At 69.3% G+C, this 18,612-nt stretch carries 17 protein-coding genes; 7 read left to right on the forward strand and 10 right to left on the reverse strand.

Translation table 11 applies throughout. The features are described 5' to 3' along the window. Nucleotides 1–67: 67 nt before the first annotated feature. Entirely contained in the window at nt 68–1,438 is a 1,371-nt protein-coding gene (locus A5704_RS16330) for a hemolysin family protein (protein WP_067889898.1), read from the reverse strand. A gap of 294 nt (nt 1,439–1,732) precedes the next feature. Between A5704_RS16330 and A5704_RS16335 the strand changes: the two genes are divergently transcribed. Then, nucleotides 1,733–2,356, forward strand: a complete 624-nt coding sequence (locus A5704_RS16335; protein ID WP_067889901.1) for a GNAT family N-acetyltransferase — start codon at nt 1,733–1,735, stop codon at nt 2,354–2,356. A gap of 45 nt (nt 2,357–2,401) precedes the next feature. Here the strand turns inward: A5704_RS16335 and A5704_RS16340 are convergent, their stop codons facing one another. The 4 genes from A5704_RS16340 to A5704_RS16355 form a co-directional block, all read right to left on the reverse strand. Then, complete coding sequence (locus tag A5704_RS16340) at nt 2,402–3,838, reverse strand: GuaB1 family IMP dehydrogenase-related protein (protein ID WP_067760726.1); 1,437 nt, start codon at nt 3,836–3,838, stop codon at nt 2,402–2,404. Nucleotides 3,839–3,880: 42 nt separating this feature from the next. Further along, nucleotides 3,881–5,338, reverse strand: coding sequence for an NADP-dependent phosphogluconate dehydrogenase (gndA, locus tag A5704_RS16345; RefSeq protein WP_067760728.1), 1,458 nt, complete (start codon nt 5,336–5,338; stop codon nt 3,881–3,883). A 99-nt stretch (nt 5,339–5,437) separates the two neighbouring features. Further along, entirely contained in the window at nt 5,438–6,388 is a 951-nt protein-coding gene (locus tag A5704_RS16350; RefSeq protein WP_067889903.1) for a M56 family metallopeptidase, read from the reverse strand. 14 nt (nt 6,389–6,402) lie between these two features. Further along, nucleotides 6,403–6,822 (reverse strand): BlaI/MecI/CopY family transcriptional regulator, encoded by a 420-nt coding sequence (locus tag A5704_RS16355; protein WP_067889905.1) that lies wholly within the window; start codon nt 6,820–6,822, stop codon nt 6,403–6,405. Nucleotides 6,823–7,127: 305 nt separating this feature from the next. On the opposite strand from A5704_RS16355, the gene A5704_RS16360 reads away from it, so the two are divergent. Continuing rightward, nucleotides 7,128–7,511, forward strand: a complete 384-nt coding sequence (locus A5704_RS16360; RefSeq protein ID WP_067760734.1) for a PaaI family thioesterase — start codon at nt 7,128–7,130, stop codon at nt 7,509–7,511. Between the two features lie 85 nt (nt 7,512–7,596). Here the strand turns inward: A5704_RS16360 and A5704_RS16365 are convergent, their stop codons facing one another. The 4 genes from A5704_RS16365 to A5704_RS16380 form a co-directional block, all read right to left on the reverse strand. Further along, nucleotides 7,597–8,985, reverse strand: a complete 1,389-nt coding sequence (locus A5704_RS16365) for an NAD(P)/FAD-dependent oxidoreductase (RefSeq protein WP_067760736.1) — start codon at nt 8,983–8,985, stop codon at nt 7,597–7,599. Between the two features lie 199 nt (nt 8,986–9,184). Further along, the gene (locus A5704_RS16370; RefSeq protein WP_067760738.1) at nt 9,185–9,565 is read right to left on the reverse strand and encodes a DUF4189 domain-containing protein; all 381 of its coding nucleotides are present in this window, start codon (nt 9,563–9,565) and stop codon (nt 9,185–9,187) included. 116 nt (nt 9,566–9,681) lie between these two features. Next, on the reverse strand, nt 9,682–10,599 hold the full coding sequence (locus tag A5704_RS16375; protein ID WP_067889914.1) for an LLM class F420-dependent oxidoreductase: 918 nt from the start codon (nt 10,597–10,599) through the stop codon (nt 9,682–9,684). A 59-nt stretch (nt 10,600–10,658) separates the two neighbouring features. Further along, nucleotides 10,659–11,336: an SDR family oxidoreductase gene (locus tag A5704_RS16380; protein ID WP_067760746.1), complete on the reverse strand. Its 678-nt coding sequence runs from the start codon at nt 11,334–11,336 to the stop codon at nt 10,659–10,661. A gap of 234 nt (nt 11,337–11,570) precedes the next feature. Between A5704_RS16380 and modA the strand changes: the two genes are divergently transcribed. Beyond that, a complete protein-coding gene (gene modA / locus A5704_RS16385; RefSeq protein ID WP_067889916.1) occupies nt 11,571–12,329 on the forward strand; it encodes a molybdate ABC transporter substrate-binding protein in 759 nt (252 codons plus the stop codon). Here the strand turns inward: modA and A5704_RS16390 are convergent, their stop codons facing one another. Then, nucleotides 12,330–14,999 carry an adenylate/guanylate cyclase domain-containing protein gene (locus tag A5704_RS16390; protein WP_231969143.1) on the reverse strand — a complete coding sequence of 890 codons (2,670 nt, stop codon included), beginning with the start codon at nt 14,997–14,999 and terminating at the stop codon, nt 12,330–12,332. A gap of 114 nt (nt 15,000–15,113) precedes the next feature. On the opposite strand from A5704_RS16390, the gene A5704_RS16395 reads away from it, so the two are divergent. The 4 genes from A5704_RS16395 to A5704_RS16410 all read left to right on the forward strand — a co-directional run bounded on the left by A5704_RS16395 (nt 15,114) and on the right by A5704_RS16410 (nt 18,599). Beyond that, entirely contained in the window at nt 15,114–15,911 is a 798-nt protein-coding gene (locus A5704_RS16395; protein WP_197499222.1) for an ABC transporter permease, read from the forward strand. A gap of 8 nt (nt 15,912–15,919) precedes the next feature. Then, nucleotides 15,920–17,017 (forward strand): sulfate/molybdate ABC transporter ATP-binding protein, encoded by a 1,098-nt coding sequence (locus A5704_RS16400; protein WP_067760752.1) that lies wholly within the window; start codon nt 15,920–15,922, stop codon nt 17,015–17,017. A gap of 107 nt (nt 17,018–17,124) precedes the next feature. Beyond that, on the forward strand, nt 17,125–18,165 hold the full coding sequence (locus A5704_RS16405) for an alanine and proline-rich secreted protein Apa (RefSeq protein WP_067889919.1): 1,041 nt from the start codon (nt 17,125–17,127) through the stop codon (nt 18,163–18,165). 134 nt (nt 18,166–18,299) lie between these two features. Next, nucleotides 18,300–18,599: a GlsB/YeaQ/YmgE family stress response membrane protein gene (locus A5704_RS16410; protein ID WP_067760758.1), complete on the forward strand. Its 300-nt coding sequence runs from the start codon at nt 18,300–18,302 to the stop codon at nt 18,597–18,599. Nucleotides 18,600–18,612 lie beyond the last annotated feature (13 nt).

Raw genomic sequence — 18,612 nt, forward strand, 5'->3', positions numbered from 1 at the left:
TCCGCGCCGACGAAGAAGGCGTTGACGCCGATCAGCACGATCGCCAGGAACACTCCGACGGGATCGCTCATCGCGGACCCCCCGCCGCGCCGGTGTCGCCGTCACCCTGCAGCTCGTTGAGTTCCAGCAGGTCGATCCGGCGTCCCTCCACCCGGATGACCGTTGCCTGCCAGCGCAGCGAGGTGTCCAACAGGCCGTCGGCGTCCAGGGCCGGCAGCTTCACCGTTTCACCGGCCACCGGGATGTGGCCGAATTCGCGCAACGCCAGCCCGCCGATGGTCTCGTAGGGCCCTTCCGGCGCCCGGAACCCGGTGGCGGTGGCGACCTCGTCGATGCGCAGCAGTCCCGAGACGCGCCAGCCGGTGCCGGCCGCGACGACGTCCGGGGTGGCGTCGTCGTGTTCGTCGCGGACGTCGCCCACGATCTCTTCGATCAGGTCCTCGACGGTCACCATGCCCGCGGTGCCGCCGTATTCGTCGACCACCATCGCGGTCTGCAGGCTGTTCGCGCGGATCTCGGCCATGACGGCGTCGCCGTCCAGCGTCGAGGGCACCACCGGGACGGGCTGCGCCACGTTGGTCAGCGGCGTGCGCGCCCGGTCGGCCGCCGGGATGGCCAGCACCTGTTTGACGTGCACGATGCCGATGGTCTCGTCGAGATCGCCGTCGACGATCGGGAACCGGGAGAACCCGGACTCGGCGGCCGCGGCCACCAGGTCGGCGACGGTGTCGTCGGTCTGCAGCGCGACGATCTTGGATCGGGGCGTCATCAGCTCCTCGGCGGTCAGGGCGCCGAACTGCAGCGAGCGCCGCACCAGTGACGCGGTCGCGGGATCCAGCGAGCCGCTGCGCGCCGAGGAGCGCACCAGGGACAGCAGTTCCTGCGGCGACCGGGCCGACCGCAGCTCTTCGGCCGGCTCGATGCCCAGCTGGCGCACGATCCAGTTCGCCGCGCCGTTGGTGAGCCGGATCGCCGGGGTGAACAGCAGCGAGAACAGCAGCTGAACGCCCACCACGGCGCGCGCGGTGGACAGTGGCCGGGCCACGGCAAGGTATTTGGGAACCAGCTCGCCGAACACCATCGACACCGAGGTGACGATGACCAACGCCACGAACGCCATGATCGCGTCGGCCACCTTGTCGGGAATGCCCATCGCGTCGAACCACGGGTGCGGCAGGTCGGCCAGCATCGGATCGGTCAGGTAACCGGCCGCCAGTGTGGTTGCGGAGATGCCCAATTGGGCGCCGGAGAGCTGGAACGACAACTTGTGGTGGGCGCGCCGGATCGCGCGGTCGCGCCGGCCGCCGCGCCGCGCGTTGGCCTCCACGGCGCTGCGGTCCAGCGTGGTCAGCGAGAACTCGGCCGCCACGAATACCGCGTTACCGAAGATGAGCACCGCGATGGCAATGATGCTGATCACGGCGACGCTGACGTTCATCGAGCACGCCGCCCGCGGGCCGATTGTGTTGGCGGGATGGCCGGGGAAGGCTCCGCATCGGGCGGCTCGTCGGACGGCTGCCGCGCCCGGAAGCCCATGGGCTGCACGGGTGCCTGCGGCACGTCAATCCCTTCGCTGCCTGAAACCGGTGCGGACGCGGTCGCTTCCGTCTTTGCTGATTTATCGTAGCCCGGTCCGCCCCCCGTTCGGTCAACGACCGTTTTCACGGGGAGGCCGGGCCCGCCCGGGACCCAAGTATGGTTTGCCTAACCTTACTCGATAGGCTGGCGGACTATGGCGTCCGAAGGCCCACCCGAAACCAAACCGGCCCAAGTCCTTCCGCGCGAGCGCGTCGACATCTCCGACAAGGTGGCGCGCATCGGGCGACCGCCGGCCCCCGCGCTCGAACCGCCCTTCGCGCTGCGTGTCGCGCGGCCCGAGGACGCGGGCATGGTGGCGGAGTGGATGAACCGCCCACACCTGGCCGCGGCCTGGGAGTACGACTGGCCGGCCCCGCGATGGGAGCGGCACCTCGGCGCGCAGCTGGACGGCACGTATTCGGTGCCACTGCTGGGCAGCGTCGATGGCCAAGATTGCGCCTACCTCGAATTATACTGGGGCGCAAAGGACTTGATCTCGCACCACTACGATGCCGATCCGTATGACCTGGGGCTGCACGCCGCCATCGCCGACCCGGGCCTGATGAACCGGGGCCTGGGCCCGATGCTGTTGCCGCAGATCGTCGGGAGCGTCTTCGCCATGGAGCCCCGCTGCCGGCGCGTCATGTTCGACCCCGATCACCGCAACACCACCGCGCGCCGACTCTGCGAATTCGCCGGCTGCGCGTTCCTCGGCGAACACGACACCAGGAATCGCCGCATGTCGCTCTACGCGTGGGAACGTCCGGCCGGCGCCTGACCCACCAAATTGCCTGCGCCGCCAAAGAATTGCGTGCGGCGGGGGTCACCAACCCAGCGGCAGTGGATGGCCTTCGGCGAAGCCCGCGGCCGACTGCACCCCCACGACGGCGCGCTCGTAGAGGTCCGTCAGGTTGGCGGCGCCGACATAGGTGCACGTGCTGCGCACGCCCGAGGTGATGTGGTCGATCAAATCCTCGACGCCCCCGCGGTCGGGGTCCAGGCCCATGCGTGAGGTCGAAATGCCTTCCTCGAAGAGCGCTTTGCGGGCGCGGTCGAAGGCGGTGTCGGCGGCGCTGCGGGCGACCACCGCACGCTTGGAGGCCATGCCGTAGCTCTCCTTGTAGGGCTGGTCCTCGCGGTCGCGCATCAGGTCGCCGGGCGACTCGTAGGTGCCGGCGAACCACGATCCGATCATCACGTTGGACGCGCCGGCCACCAGCGCCAGCGCCACGTCCCGGGGATGTCGAACGCCGCCGTCGGCCCACACGTGACCACCCAATTGCCTTGCCGCCGAAGCACATTCGACGACGGCCGAGAATTGCGGGCGCCCCACAGCGGTCATCATCCGGGTGGTGCACATCGCCCCCGGCCCGACGCCGACCTTGACGATGTTCGCCCCGGCGCCCAGCAGATCGCGCGTGCCCTCCGCGGAGACGACGTTGCCGGCCACCAGCGGCACCCCGAGTTCGAGCGAGGACACCGTGCGGATCGCCTCGAGCGTCTTCACCTGATGCCCGTGTGCGGTGTCGATGACGAGCACGTCGACGCCCGCCTCGACCAGGGAGCGCGCCCTGGCGCCCACGTCGCCGTTGATGCCGACGGCCGCGCCCACTCGCAGCCGCCCTTCACGGTCGAGCGCCGGGGTGTACAGGCCGGTGCGGACGGCCCCGGTGCGGGTGAGCACGCCGGCCAGCGTGCCGTCGACGTTCGTCACGACGGCAACCCCGATCGGGGCGTGCTCGAGCAGGTCGAAGATCTTGCGTGGTTCGGTCCCGACCGGGGCGGTGACGAAGTCGGTGATCGCGACATCCCGAACCCTGGCGAAGCGGTCCACGCCCAGGCAGCAGGATTCGCTCACCAAGCCCATCGGGCGGCCCTCGAAGACGACGACCGCGACCCCGTGTGCGCGCTTGTGGATCAGCGCGGTCGCATCGGACACCGAGTCGTCGGGGCCCAGCACGACCGGGGTGTCGAGAACCAGGTCGCGGCTCTTGACGAAGTCCACCGTCTGCTGCACCGCGGTGATCGGGATGTCCTGCGGCAGAATCACCAGGCCGCCCCGCCGGGCGACCGTCTCGGCCATCCGCCGCCCGGCCACCGCGGTCATGTTGGCGACCACCACCGGGATGGTGGTGCCCGAGCCGTCCTGGGTGGACAGGTCGACATCGAAGCGCGACGCGACCTCCGACCGGTTCGGCATCACGAAGACGTCGTTGTAGGTCAGGTCGTAACCGGGCCGATGCCCGTCCAGAAATCTCATCGCTGTCGCCGCGCCCCCTCGTGTCCCTCAAGTAGTACCCGGCTAGGCGGGCACTTCACTGCGGTCCCCGCTCCACAGCGTGTGGAAGCGCTTATCGGGGTCGTCGTCGATGCGGCCATAGGTGTGCGCGCCGAAGAAGTCGCGCAGCCCCTGGGTGAGCGCCGCGGGCAGCCGCTCGGTGCGCAGCGCGTCGTAGTAGGACAGCGCCGAGGAGAAGCCGGGGATCGGGATGCCCAGCTGCGTAGCGGTCACCACGACGCGGCGCCAGCCGTCGATCGCGGCCTCGATCGCGCTGCGGAAGTAGGGCGCGACGATCAGGCTCGGCAGATCGGGGTCCTCGTCGAACGCGTCTTTGATGCGGTTGAGGAACTTGGCCCGGATGATGCAGCCGCCGCGCCAGATGGTGGCCAGGTCGCCCGGCGTGATGCCCCAGTCGTATTCGGCGCTGCCGGCCTGAATCTGGTTGAAACCCTGGGCATACGCGATGATCTTCGACGCGTAGAGGGCCTGGCGCACGTCCTCGACGAACTGCTGCGCGTCGGCGGGCTTGGCGCCCAACTCGCCCGAGGCCAGCCCCGTGGTGGCCTTGCGCTGGGTCACCGAACCCGACAGCGCGCGGGCGAACACCGCCTCGGCGATCCCGGTTACCGGGACGCCGAGGTCCAGGGCCGACTTCACGGTCCAGCGGCCGGTGCCCTTCTGCTCGGCCTCGTCGAGGATGACGTCGACGAGCGGCTTGCCCGTCTTCGCGTCCTTCTGGCGCAGGACCTCGGCGGTGATCTCGACGAGGAAGCTGTCCAGGTCGCCCTTGTTCCACTCGTCGAACACGTCGGCGATCTGCTCGGCGGTCTTGCCCAGGCCGTCGCGCAGCAGCTGGTAGGCCTCGCCGATCAGCTGCATGTCGGAGTACTCGATGCCGTTGTGCACCATTTTGACGAAATGGCCCGCGCCGTCGGGCCCGATGTGGGTGCAGCACGGGACCCCGTCGACGTGTGCGGAGATCTCCTCGAGCAGCGGGCCCAGCGACGTGTAGGACTCGGCGGGGCCGCCCGGCATGATCGACGGGCCGTTCAGCGCGCCCTCCTCGCCGCCGGAGATGCCGGCGCCGACGAAGTGCAGGCCCCGTTCGCGCATCGCCTTCTCGCGGCGAATGGTGTCGGTGTAGAGGGCGTTGCCGCCGTCGATGATGATGTCGCCTTCCTCCATGGCGTCGGCGAGCTCGTTGATGACGGCGTCGGTGGGGTCGCCGGCCTTGACCATGATCAGCACCCGCCGCGGCTTCTCCAGGGCGTCGAGAAACTCAGCGATGGTCTCCGACCGCACGAACTTGCCCTCGTCACCGTGCTCTTTGAGCAGCGCGTCGGTCTTCGCGATCGAGCGGTTGTGCAGCGCCACCGTGTAGCCGTGCCGGGCGAAATTGCGCGCGATGTTCGAGCCCATCACCGCCAGGCCGGTGACGCCGATCTGCGCGGTAGCGGTGGTTGATTCCGACGAACCCATGTCTTCGCCTCTCGAGTCGGAGAACTGTGCCCAAAAGCTTTCCGTCACACTGTGGCACAGGGGACCGGCGTCCGCCCGGGGTGCTGGCCGTCGAACGCGTCAGAGGTTGATCAGGCGCCGCAGCTCGGTGAGCCACGGCACGGCCAACGCGACGGTGGGCACGACGAACACGGCGACCGCGGCCAGGTATGCGGCCGCTGCCAGCGCAAGGCTGTTGCCGCCCCCGCACAGCCGGCGGACGCGGACCACGGTGCTGGGTCCGCCGGCGGCCAGTGCGCCGGACGGCGCCCGCCCGGACGCGCAGGCGACCAGCGCGCGAGCCAGGGGAGTGCGGCCCGCCGCGCGCACGGCGGCGTCGTCGGCGAGCAGCTCGACGAGCAGCTGCACCGCCCCGAGCGCGTTCGCGCTGCGCACCAGCCGCGGGAACGCGGCGTGCACCGCGGTGAAGGCCTCCAGGACGAGGTCGTGGCGGGCCCGCAGGTGGGCCCGCTCGTGGGTGAGGATCGCCGCGACCTCGGCGTCGGCGAGCGTGCTCAGCGCCCCCTCGCTGACCACCACCCTGCTGCGGACGCCCGGCAGGCAGTAGGCGAGCGGCTGCGGCACGTCCAACACACGAAGGTCCCGCGTGTGGGCGCAGGGCTGGGGAAGCGCGCCGCCGTGGTCCAGGCCGACCAGATCGACGACCATGCGGTGATGGGCGCGCCGTCGCCGGTTGGCGATTGCCACCCGGACGACGGCCACCATCAATCGGGCGCCGACCAGCACGGTCAGGGCGAAGACGCCGATGTACGCGGCCCACAGCGGCCAGCCGAGGCGGCCGGCGGCGCCGAGGATGCTGGCGGTGGGCCGCCCGTCGGGACCGGGCATGAGCAGCCGAGTGGCGATCGCGATGCCGGCGCTGAACGCCGAGAGGACCGCGGCGAGCGCGATGGCCTGCCACAACACCATCGCGGCGCGGGGAGCGCGCAGCGGCCAGCTCGCGCGTGCCAACAAGGCCGGCACCGGACCGACCAGCAGCACCGCGAGGATGGTGAAGGCCAGCGCGGACACGCTGTCAGTCTCCCTCAGTCCTCCGGCGACGCGCCAGCGGTTGGCGCGTTGTTGCGTTGATTAGCTTCCAGTTCGGCGAGCGCCCGCCGGAGCGCAGCTGCCTCATCGGCGCCGACCCGCTCGACGAAATGGACGAGCGCGGCCTGCCTGCCGCCGGGGTCCTCGGCCTGGGCCAGCGCGTCGACCATCAGCCCGGCGACCAGTTCGTCGCGGCCGTGCACGGGAGCGTATCGGTGCGCGCGGTCGTCGCGAATCTGCGAGACCAGGTTCTTCTTGGCCAGCCGCTGCAGGACGGTCATGATCGTCGTGTAGGCGAGGTCGCGTCGCGCGGACAACGCCTCGTGGACCTGGCGGACCGTTTGAGGTTCCGGCGTGGACCACAAGTGGTCCATCACGGCGCGTTCCAGATCCCCGAGCCGGGTCAGTTTCGCCATAGTGCGTTCTCTCCTGACGTCGACAACATCTTACTCCGCTTACTACCGACCGTCGTACCGCAGCTGCTCACCGCGCCGCCGGATAGGCGCTTGCGAAATTAGGGCAGCCTTGCCTATGCTAACCCAGTCGAGCGAACAACGACCGCGGCAGAGTCCTGAGGGCTGCAGTGACCCCCGGTCTACTCGATCGGCGAGCCCCGTGCCCCCGCGGCACGGGGCTCAGCCGTTTCCGGGGCGGCAACCCCGCCACCAGCGCCGTCGCCGGACCCATGGTGTAGACACAGAACGTGCCTCAGCCGCCGAGCATGCCGCCGGATTTCACCGCCCCCTTCGATCAGGAGATCGGGCTGCAGTTCACCGAACTGAGCCCCGACGGCGCCCGCGCGCAACTCGAGGTCACGCCCAAACTGCTGCAACCGATGGGCCTCGTGCACGGCGGGGTGTACTGCTCGATCATCGAGAGCATGGCCAGCGTGGCCGCCTACACCTGGCTTGCCACCCGCGGCGGCGGCAATGTCGTGGGGGTCAACAACAACACCGACTTCCTGCGTTCCATCGGTTCGGGCATGGTGTACGGCGTCGCCGAACCGATCCATCGCGGCCGGCGCCAGCAGCTGTGGCTGGTCACGATCACCGACGGCGACGGCAAGGTGGTCGCCCGCGGCCAGGTGCGGCTGCAGAACCTGTAGATCCGCGCGACGGCGTATTGCTGTGTTGCGCAACGACTTTCGCGGAGGCCGGATCCGCGATTTGGGCCCTGCTGCGATTGGCCCGTTAGCTCGCTCGCTTAGCGGTCGCCGGCCGCTTGGCTTCGGCGGCGAGCACCGCCAGCTGTTCGAGGCGGGTTCGGGCGAAGGCCTGCTGCTCGGTGATCGTCAGCTGGCCACGCCGGGTGCTCAGGAAGGTCACCGTCCACGACAGCAGCGTGCTGACCTTGGTCTTGAACCCGACCAGGTAGACGAGGTGCAGCACCAGCCACATCAGCCAGGCGATGAAGCCGCTGAACTCCAGCGGGCCCACCTTGGCCACCGCGGAGAACCGCGAAACCGTTGCCATGGAGCCTTTGTCGAAATACTGGAACGGCTCGCGCTCGGCGGGGTCGGCCCCGCCGAGTTCGGCCTTGATCGTGCCGGCGACGTACTTGGCGCCCTGGATCGCGCCCTGCGCCACCCCGGGTACGCCCTCGACGGCGGCCATGTCGCCGATCACGAACACGTTCGGGTGGCCGGGAACCGACAAGTCGGGCAGCACCTTGACGCGGCCCGCCCGGTCCAGTTCCACCGACGACTGGTCGGCGAGGTCTCGGCCCAGCCCGCTGGCCTGCACGCCCGCAGACCACACCTTGCACGCGGACTCGATGCGCCGGATGGTGCCGTCGGAGTCCTTGACGGTGATGCCGTTGCGGTCGACGTCGGTGACCATCGCCCCCAGTTGGATCTCCACGCCCATCTTCTCCAGCCGGGCCCGCGCCCGCGTCCCCAGCTTGTCGCCGAACGGCGGCAGCACGGCGGGGGCGGCGTCGAGCAGGATCACCCGCGCCTTGGTGGAGTCGATGCCACGGAACGAGCCCTTCAGCGTGTGGGCCGCCAATTCCGCGATCTGGCCTGCCATTTCGACGCCGGTGGGGCCTGCGCCGATGACGGTGAACGTCAGCAGCTTGGCCCGTCGCTCCGGATCGCGCGACCGTTCGGCTTGCTCGAAGGCGCTCAGGATCCGACCGCGCACCTCCAGTGCGTCGTCGATCGACTTCATGCCGGGTGCGAACTCGGCGAAGTGGTCGTTGCCGAAGTAGGACTGCCCCGCGCCGGCGGCGATAATCAAGCTGTCGTAAGGGGTTTCGTAGGTGTGACCGAGCAAATCGGACACCACGAACTTCCCATCGAGATCGATGTGCGTGACGTCACCGAGCAGGACCTGGACGTTGCGCTGCCTGCGCAGCACGACACGGGTGGGCGGGGCGATGTCGCCCTCGGACACGATGCCCGTGGCCACCTGATACAGCAACGGTTGGAAGAGGTGATGGGTCGTGCGCGCGATCAATTTGATGTCGACGTTGGCGTGCTTCAGTTTCTTTGCCGCGTTGAGTCCACCGAATCCCGAACCGATGATGACGACCTGGTGGCGCCGTTCGGTTCCAGCTGTGGTTTCGGGTGGGGGGCTCATGTTTCCGCTGCTCCTGACGGGGGCTTTTGGACACGCGACTGCAGTTAGCCACAACGCTAGTCAGGCGGGTACCCGGAAACCTAGTTGATACGCATGTGTTGTTTGCAACACTAACGGTGTTCGGGGCGAAAACCCTGGTGGGCGCCGGCCACTGTGGCGCAACTATCAGGGTGGCCGGCCCGCTGGCACGAGGCCGCCGTTATTGGCTCGAGCCTCCGCCCACGCAGTGGTCGTGGCCCGCCTGGATCGTTCCGCCGGGGGCGCGTGAGAGCGCCTGTGCCTCCGCCTCTTCGGGCGTCGGGCCCCAGCCCCCGAAGTATTTGGTCTTCGACGCGTTCATCACCAGCGCCACGCACCCACCCTGCCCACTGGCCAGCAGGCGGCAGTCGCTGATCGTCTTGCGGCAGGTCTCCATAACCGCCTTCTCGGCCGCACCCACGCTCGAGGCGCCGTCGGCGATGTCGATGTGGCCGGTGGAGTCCGATATCGCCATCGCGATCCCGTCGCCGCCGGCATGCGCGAGCGGGGGTGCGACAAACGCCACGCCGGCCACCATCAACGCCAGGGCTGCTGTCTTCATTGCCTTCCCGGCCTCTTCTTCCGCGCTGCGCCCCGGTGGCGCAGGTAAACGCTGCTACACGGAAGTATTACCGCCGCGGGGCCAAACCGCGACCCCACGACCCGCGGCGTCGGCTGCTACAGGCCGACGACCGGGCGCAGCGCCTCACCTACGGAGCTGATCACGCCGGGGGCGTAGAAGGGCAGGTTGATGATGACGCCGTCGATGCCGGCGTCCACCACCTTGGTTTTGATCTGCTCGGCGACCGACTCGGGGCCGCCGACCACCATGCGCTGGGTCATCTCGGCCGGAATCTGGTCCGGCTTGGTGTTCTCGTCGACCAGCACCGTGGTCAGCGTGCTGGTTTCCAGCGTCGCCGGGTCGCGGCCGATCTCTTCGCAGCGCCGCCGCACGACGTCCAATTTGCCCGGCAGTTCGTCGAATCCGGCGATGACGTTGAGGTGATCGAAGTGGCGCGCGGCGAGGGGGATCGTCTTCTTCTCACCGCTGCCCCCGATCATCAGCGGAATGTGGTCGCGGAAGCGGGGATTCGCCATCGCCTCGCGCACCTGGTACCACTTGCCCGAGAAGGTCGGCCGCTCGCCCTTGATCATCGGCAGGATGATCTGCAGCGCCTCCTCGAGCCGGTTGAATCGGTCGGTGAAAGTGCCGAATTCGAAACCCAGTTGATCATGCTCGAGTTCGAACCAGCCGGTTCCGATGCCGAGGATGGCGCGGCCCTGGCTCACCACGTCGAGGGTGGTGATGGTCTTGGCCAGCAGCGTGGGATTGCGGTAGGTGTTGCCGGTCACCAAGGTGCCCAACTGGACTCGCTCGGTGGCGGTGGCCAGCGCGCCCAGGGCGGTGTAGGCCTCCAGCATCGGTTGGTCGGGGTCGCCCAACATGGGCAGTTGGTAGAAGTGGTCCATCACGAAGACCGAGTCGAAGCCGGCGGATTCGGCCTCGCGGGCCTGAGCGATGACAGTGGGGAAGAGCTTGTCCACCCCGGTGCCGTAGGAGAAGTTGGGAATCTGCAGACCGAGTCGAATAGCCACGCGGTCTACCGTAGTGCCGCTCCACGCGCGACGAAACGGCTCGCGCCGCGATTACGCCCTCAGCCGAATTGGGCGAGCGCGCCGTGGCTGACGTGCAGCGTCTGGCCGGTGATGTGGCGGGCCGCCGGGGTGGTCAGGAACAGGGCCAGCCGGGCCACCTCGCCGGCGACCGACGGGGGCGTGCGCGACAGGCCGTCGTAGCCGGGCTGCGCGCTGCGCCCGCTGGCGACGGCGTTGACCGTGATGCCGCGGGTGCCGAAGACGCCCGCCTGTCCGGCGACCCAATTCGACAGGGTCGCCTTGATCGCGGCGTCGACGCTTCCGGCGGGCGGGTTCTCCGGCACCACGCTGATGATGGAGCCACCCGAGCGCAAGTGATCGCCCACGGTCTGCACCGTCAGCACGGCCGATAGCACCGTGGCGTCCAGGGCATTCCGCCAGGCGTTGGCCGTGTCGGCGATCGAGTACGCGCGGGGGTCGCCGGCCTCCCAGGTGGGAGCCGGCACGTTGACGATGGTGTCCAGATGGTGGGGGAACAGGGGACGGGCCTCGGTCAGGCTCGCCGGGTCGGTGGTGTCGCAGACGATCGCGTCGACGTCGAGTTCCTTGGCGGCGATCTCGAGGTCGCTGCGCCGTGCGCCCACGAGGGTCACCTTGTGACCGTCATCGCGGAAGCCTTCGGCCACTGTGCGTCCAAGTTCGGTGTCTCCACCGGTGACCAGCACTTCCACTGCCATGACCTCCTCGTGTTCAACGTTGAACCCAGATCCTGCTGCGGATCGAATGACGGACCGGCCTGGGATCTCAGCACGTTATGGCATCAGTATGCGTCCATGTTACTGGACAGTAGCTAGTCGGCGAAATTGTTCGCGCCGCGACGCGCGGATCATTTCCGTAACTATTCGACCCTCACTTTTTTGCGCCGTTAGGCCTGCAATAGGTCCGCATCGTCGGCGGGTTAGGGTGCATCCATGCCTCGGATCGGGTTCCTGGCCGGTTTCGTCTCGACGATGCTGATGGCGGCCCTGATCGGGTGCGGATCGAAACCGGCGGCGCCCGGGACGCTGGTGGTGTTCGCCGCCGCCTCGCTGAAGCCCGCGTTCACCCAGATCGGAGCGCAGTTCAAGGCCCAGAACGCCGGCAGCAACGTCGACTTCGAATTCGCGGGATCGTCGGAACTGGCCACCCAGTTGACGCAGGGCGCCGCCGCCGATGTCTTCGCGTCGGCGGACACCGCGCAGATGGACACGGTCGCCAAGGCCGGCTTGGTCGCCGGCGACCCGACGAACTTCGCGTCGAACACGCTGGTGATCGTCACCGCGCCGGGCAACCCGAGGCAGGTCGGGTCGTTCGCCGATCTCGCGAGGCCGGGGGTGGCCGTGGTCGTCTGCCAGAAGCCGGTGCCCTGCGGGTCGGCGACCCGGCGCGTCGAGGACAGCACCGGCGTTCACCTCAACCCGGTGAGCGAGGAACCGAGCGTGACGGACGTCCTCAACAAGGTCACCACGGGGCAGGCGGACGCCGGGCTCGTCTATGTCACCGACGCCCACAGCGCCGGGAACAAGGTGACGACCGTCAGCTTCCCGGAGGCCGCCGGCGCGGTGAACGTCTATCCGATCGCGGTGATGAACAAGGCGCCGCAAGCGTCGCTGGCGAAGCGGTTCGTGGCCATGGTGACCGGTGACGTCGGCCAAAACATCCTGGCCCAGGCGGGGTTCGCCAAGCCCTGATCAGCGGGGCGGTCCGAAACCCGTTCGGGCCTGGTCGATTTGGTCATATGCGTAGGTCACCATCTCGGCGGTGGTCATCGTCTCACCCTTGCGGGCGAGCGATTCGTAGGTTTGGTCACCGAGGACCTCGCGAAGGTCGGCGATCATTTCTGCGAGTTCGGGCAAGGTCGTTGCTGCCATCGGGCTGACCGCCGCCAAACCGGCGATGGTGGCAGCCGGTTCGTAGTGTCCTAGCCGGTTGAGGAACACGGCGAGGACGGCGAGCGCGTTGTACATCATGCCGATGTTGCCCGACTCGTGGTTGTTGCGGATGGCCGAGGCGAGGTGATCCACCGCCGCCCCGGGGTCCCCTTGCTCGGCCATGAGTCCGGCGGCCCAGTACGGGAATTGGGTCTCGTAGAACCGGTTGCCGCTATCCCGCGCGACGAGCAGACTGCGGCGCAGCGCCGCGAGGGCGCGATCCGGATCGGTCGCACGGACCGCGTACCCATACACGAAGAGTGCGTAGGCGAGGACCCATGGATTCCCGGTGGCCTCGGCGGCATCGATGAGGCCCTCGCCCGTTGCCAACGCCTCGTCAGACGAACCGCAGACGGCCAGAGCGAACACCAGGTTTGCCCTGGCGAAAGTGTTGGCGTCCCCACCGCGCCCCACCTGGGCCCGGCATAGCTCGAGATACCGTTCGGGCTGCCCGACGAACAAATACGCGCTGCCGAGAAAGGCCTCCCCGAACGACGACACCTTGTCGCTGGCGGCGGCGATGACCGTCTCGCCGATTTCGCTGTAGCGCACGGCCTCTTGGTACCGGCCGACCAGAACGGCCAGCGATGCCCCCACGCACACGGCTGCCAGCCGTGGGTGGTCGACGGCACGAAGGGGTTCGACCATTTCTTCGGCCCAGGCGATGGGTTCGTAGTTCTCGAGGAACGGACCAAGCAAGCCCGCGTATGCGGCGATGGCCGCACCCGCATCCAGGTCGCCGTGTTCGGTCGACCAGCGAAAGGCGGTGCGCAAGTTGGCCAACTCGACCGTGAGCCAGTCGTATGCCTCGCGCTGGCGCGGGCCGTCCCACAGCGCCATGACGTCGGCCTCGCGCCCGGCGAAATGGCGGGCATGCGCGGCGCGGATCTCTCCCGCAGCGCCGGAGGTGATGAGCTGTTCCTCGGCGAATTGGCGGATCGTCTCGAGCATCGAAAACCGGGTGCGCCCCGAAGACCGGTCGACGACCAGCAGCGACTTGCGCACCAAGGCATCGAGCAGGTCCAGAATCACGTACTCATCCTCGGCGCCCATTACGGCGCAGGCACTTTCGAGGTCGAATCCGCCCGCGAACACCGAACAGCGTGCCAGCACTGCCTTTTCGTCGTCGTCGAGAAGGTCGTAGGACCAGGCCACGGCGTGGCGCAGCGTGTGGTGGCGCTCCAGGCCGCGCCGCGCACCGACCAGCAGCCTGAAGCGGTGGTCGAGGCGGTCACGCACTTCACTGGCGGTCATTGACGCCATCCGCGACGCGGCCAGCTCGATGGCTAGGGGAATCCCGTCCAGCCGCTGACAGATCTCGGTGACGGCGGCGGCATCACGGCCGTCGACCATCGAGAAGCCCGCCGAAATGCCTTGGGCGCGTTCGGTAAACAGGGTAACCGCCGCGGAGTGGACGCCCGCCACGTCCAGGGAACGGACGGGCCGCACCTGCTCGTCGGGAATTCCCAGTCCTTCGCGGCTGGTGGCAAGGATCTTCACGGTGGCCGATCGGGCGAGGATGGTTTCGATCAGCTGGGCGGCGGCGTCGAGCACGTGCTCGCAGTTGTCGAGCACCAACAGCCTTACCCGGCCCTCCAATGCGGCAGCGACCGACTCGCCGACGGTCTGGCCCGGCTGCTGGGTGATGCCCAACACCGCCGCGACCGCGTCGGGAACCGCCGCCGGGTCGGTCACCGCGGCCAACTCGAAAAGCCACGCCCCGTCCGGGAATTCATCAGCCAACCGCGTGGCCACCTCTAACGCGAGGCGGGTCTTGCCGACCCCACCCACTCCGGTCAGCGTCACCAAACGATGCGTCTTGACCGCCGCTTCGATGTCGGCAACGGCGGCCTCGCGGCCGATCAAGCTCGTGTGGGCGGGCCGCAGGTTGCCCGGACTCGTGTCCAGCGCCCGCAGCGGCGGAAAGTCGGCCCGCAGGCCGGCGGCTCGGACCTGAAACACGCCGACCGGCATGGGGACGTCCCGCAACCGACGGGGTCCCAGGTCGACCAGATCCACGCCGCTCAGCAAGCCTGCCGTCGACGCGGCCACCAGGATCTGACCGCCGTGCCCGGCGGCCATCACGCGCGCCGCACGATTGAGCACCGTGCCGAAGTAGTCGCCGTCGCGCAGCTCGGCCTCGCCGGTCGCCAGCCCCATCCGCACCGGCAACTCGAGTGAGCGCTGTGCGGCCACGGCGGCATCGACCGCCGCGCGCGGCGAGGCGAACGCCGCGCACACGCCGTCACCGGTGTGCTTGAACAACCAGCCCCCGTGCGCCTCGATCGCGGTGCGCAACGCGTCGTCATGGGCCGCGAGGGCCACCCGCATCCCGTCCGCGTCGGCCTCCCACCGACGCGTCGAGCCCTCGACGTCGGTGAACAGAAACGTCACCACCCCCGAAGGAGCGGCCGCCGGCCGAGCGGACACCCCAGCAGAATCTCACAACGCACCTGCTTCTACCTCGCACATCGGCGGAAACCTCGGCTCTCGGGCGCTAGGTTGGGGCGGTGTTCATCGCCCGATCATGGTTGGGGTCCAAGCATTAGCGAGCGTCGCGCCGATCTACCGCGGTGGGTGTACGTTCCCGCCGCCGCGGGGACCGGGTTCGTGGTGCTGCCGCTACTCGCCATCGCGATCAAGGTCGACTGGCCCAACTTCTGGTCACTGATCGCCAGCGCGTCGTCGCGAACCGCCCTGCTGCTCAGCCTCAAGACCGCCGCGGCCAGCACCGTGCTCTGCGTGCTGTTTGGCGTCCCGATGGCCCTGGTGCTGGCCCGCAGCACCGCGCGACCGGTGCGGCTGCTGCGACCATTTATCCTGCTGCCCTTGGTGTTGCCGCCGGTCGTCGGGGGGATCGCGCTGCTGTACGCGTTCGGCCGGCTCGGGCTGCTCGGCAAGTACCTCGAGGCCGCCGGTGTCAGCATCGCGTTCAGCACCACCGCGGTGGTGTTGGCGCAGACCTTCGTGTCGCTGCCGTTCCTGGTGATCTCCCTGGAGGGCGCCGCGCGCACCGCCGGCGCCGACTTCGAGGTGGTGGCGGCGACCCTGGGGGCGCGGCCCAGCACCGTCTGGTGGCGAATCACCCTGCCGCTGCTACTGCCGGGCCTGGCGTCGGGCGCGGTGCTGGCGTTCGCCCGCTCGCTGGGGGAGTTCGGCGCCACGCTGACGTTCGCCGGGTCCCGCCAAGGGGTCACCCGCACGCTGCCGCTGGAGATCTATTTGCAGCGGGTCACCGACGCCGACGCCGCGGTCGCGCTGTCGATCCTCTTGGTCGCGGTGGCGGCGCTGGTGGTGCTGGGGCTCGGCGCCCGCCGGCTGACCGGAGACGAAACGAGATAGCCGGGGCCATGAGCGAACTGCAGCTGCGCGCCGACGTCGCGGACCGCCGACTGGACGTGGAGTTCACCGTGTCGGCCGGCGAAGTCCTTGCGGTCCTGGGGCCCAACGGCGCGGGCAAATCCACCGCGCTGCATGTGATCGCCGGGCTGGTTCGCCCGGACCACGGGGTGGTGCGGCTGGGCGACCGGGTGCTGACCGACACCGCGGCCGGGGTCAACGTGGCAACCCATGACCGCCGCGTCGGCCTGCTCATGCAGGACCCGTTGTTGTTCCCGCACATGAGCGTCGCCGCCAACGTGGCCTTCGGGACGCGCAGCCGGGGCGGGGGGCTGCGAACACGACGAGCCGCGGGGAGGGCGGCGGCCCTGCGCTGGCTGCGCGAGGTGGACGCCGAGCGGTTCGCCGACCGCAAGGCGCGGCAGCTGTCCGGCGGGCAAGCCCAGCGCGTGGCGGTGGCGCGGGCGCTGGCCGCCGAGCCCGACGTGCTGCTGCTGGACGAGCCGCTGAACGGTCTTGACGTCGCGGCGGCCGCGAGCATTCGCGCGGTACTGAGGCGCGTGGTCGCCCGCACCGGCTGCGCGGTGGTCCTGATTACGCACGACCTGCTCGACGTGTTCACGCTGGCCGACCGGGTGCTGGTGCTCGAGTCCGGCAAGATCGCCGAGATCGGTCCCGTTTCCGACGTGCTCACCGCGCCGCGCAGTCACTTCGGGGCGCGGATCGCGGGCGTCAACCTGGTCAACGGGACGGCCGCCGCGGACGCCGCACTGGACGCGCGCTCCGGCGTGCGCTGGCATGCGGCGCCGGGGGGTGAGGGGCTCGCCGCGGGCCAGAATGCGATTGCGGTGTTCCCGCCCACGGCGGTGGCGATCTATCGGGACCGACCGCACGGCAGCCCGCGCAACACGGTCGAGGTGACGGTGGCGGAGCTGGACATCCGCGGGGCGGCGGTGCTGGTGCGCGGCGAGCAGCAACCCGACGGTGCGCCCGGCCTGGCCGCGGAGATCACGGTCGACGCCGCATCGGAGCTGCGGCTGGCGCCCGGGGAAAGGGTGTGGTTCTCGGTCAAAGCGCACGAGGTCGAGTTGTATCCGGCGGCGCACTGAGGGTGCAATCGGGCGCCCGGTCGCGCATCGGCAACATCGGAAAAACGACGCTGCAATTGTCCGCAAGGCTCCTTGCGTCACAGCGGTAACACGGTAGGTTCGTCGCCATGGAGCAGGTGGATCCCAACTCGACACGTCGCAAAGGCCTGTGGGCGACGCTGGCGATAGCCACAGTGACCAGTGCCAGCGCCGTCACGATCGCATTGCCGGGGGCCGCGAACGCCGATCCGGAGGTTCCGACTCCGGTCCCGCCGACGACAACGACGGCGCCTCCTGCAGCCGGCCCCGCGGCTCCCGCGACCACACCGCCGCCGGCCGCCCCGCCGCCCGGCGCGTCCCCGGCACCGGTCGACCCGAACGCGCCGCCGCCGCCGCCCGTCGACCCGAACGCACCGCCGCCGCCCCCCGTCGACCCGAACGCCGGGCGGGTCGCCAACGCCGTGGGCGGTTTCAGCTACGTCCTTCCGCCCGGCTGGGTGGAATCGGACGCTTCCCACCTCGACTACGGCTCGGCGCTGTTGAGCAAGACGACGGGGCCGCCGCCGCTGCCCGACCAGCCGCCACCGGTCGCCAATGACACCCGCATCGTGATGGGCCGCCTGGACCAGAAGCTTTACGCCAGTGCGGAAGCCAACAACGCCAAGGCCGCCGTGCGGCTCGGCTCGGACATGGGTGAGTTCTTCCTGCCGTATCCGGGCACCCGGATCAACCAGGAAGCCACCACGCTCACCGGCGCCAACGGCATCACGGGCAGCGCGTCGTACTACGAGGTCAAGTTCAGCGACGCCTCCAAGCCCAACGGCCAGATCTGGACGGGCGTGGTCGGGCTGCCCGCGACGAACGCGGGCGGACCGCCGCAACGCTGGTTCGTGGTCTGGCTCGGCACGGCCAACGACCCGGTGGACAAGGGTGCGGCCAAGGCGCTGGCCGAGTCGATCCAGCCCTGGGCGGGCCCGCCCGCGCCGGCCGCTGGAGCCCCGGCGGCTCCGGGCGCACAGCCGGCACCGGCGGCACCTCCGCCCGGAGGCCAACCTGCGCCCGCCGCCCCGGCGGCCCCGGGAGCGCCATCGCCGGCTCCCGCTCCGGCTCCGGCCGGGGAGGTAAGCCCCACCCCGGCGCCGGCACCACAGCGGACGCAGTCCACCTGACACCCTGATCGGGGCGCCGGGATGATGGGCGAACCGTCGCCGAATCCGGACCTTTTTCGTTACGCGGAGCGGGTATACCGAAGTGACGGCCCAGCAATTCGCTGGGCTTTGCCAGCGAATGCAAGGAGACCCGCATGGACGTCATGGCAGCTACCGAATATCTGGCCCGCTCAACCACGTTCACGAGCGTCGGCATCATCGGATACATCATCATCGGCGGTCTGGCCGGCGCGCTCGCCAGCAAGATCATCCGGGGCAGCGGCGCCGGGATCCTGATGGACATCGTGATCGGAATCATCGGCGCGTTGATCGGCGGCTTCATTTTGAGCTTCTTCGTCAACACCGCGGGCGGGGGCCTGATCTTCACCTTCTTCACCGCGCTGCTAGGGTCGCTGATCCTGCTCTGGATCGTCGGGATGGTGCGCAGGACGTAGACCCCAGTCAACC

Origin of the sequence: Mycobacterium sp. E735 (genome assembly GCF_001666955.1) — a bacterium.
In the GTDB taxonomy this organism is placed as follows: domain Bacteria; phylum Actinomycetota; class Actinomycetes; order Mycobacteriales; family Mycobacteriaceae; genus Mycobacterium.

Coding starts and splice junctions, on each gene's coding strand:
- A5704_RS16380 (WP_067760746.1), bottom strand. CDS start 11,336: ATGGCAGTGGAAGTGCTGGTCACCGGTGGAGACACCGAACTTGGACGC.
- A5704_RS16400 (WP_067760752.1), top strand. CDS start 15,920: ATGAGCGAACTGCAGCTGCGCGCCGACGTCGCGGACCGCCGACTGGAC.
- A5704_RS16330 (WP_067889898.1), bottom strand. CDS start 1,438: ATGAACGTCAGCGTCGCCGTGATCAGCATCATTGCCATCGCGGTGCTC.
- A5704_RS16365 (WP_067760736.1), bottom strand. CDS start 8,985: ATGAGCCCCCCACCCGAAACCACAGCTGGAACCGAACGGCGCCACCAG.
- A5704_RS16360 (WP_067760734.1), top strand. CDS start 7,128: ATGCCGCCGGATTTCACCGCCCCCTTCGATCAGGAGATCGGGCTGCAG.
- modA (WP_067889916.1), top strand. CDS start 11,571: ATGCCTCGGATCGGGTTCCTGGCCGGTTTCGTCTCGACGATGCTGATG.
- A5704_RS16405 (WP_067889919.1), top strand. CDS start 17,125: ATGGAGCAGGTGGATCCCAACTCGACACGTCGCAAAGGCCTGTGGGCG.
- A5704_RS16370 (WP_067760738.1), bottom strand. CDS start 9,565: ATGAAGACAGCAGCCCTGGCGTTGATGGTGGCCGGCGTGGCGTTTGTC.
- gndA (WP_067760728.1), bottom strand. CDS start 5,338: ATGGGTTCGTCGGAATCAACCACCGCTACCGCGCAGATCGGCGTCACC.
- A5704_RS16355 (WP_067889905.1), bottom strand. CDS start 6,822: ATGGCGAAACTGACCCGGCTCGGGGATCTGGAACGCGCCGTGATGGAC.
- A5704_RS16340 (WP_067760726.1), bottom strand. CDS start 3,838: ATGAGATTTCTGGACGGGCATCGGCCCGGTTACGACCTGACCTACAAC.
- A5704_RS16410 (WP_067760758.1), top strand. CDS start 18,300: ATGGACGTCATGGCAGCTACCGAATATCTGGCCCGCTCAACCACGTTC.
- A5704_RS16335 (WP_067889901.1), top strand. CDS start 1,733: ATGGCGTCCGAAGGCCCACCCGAAACCAAACCGGCCCAAGTCCTTCCG.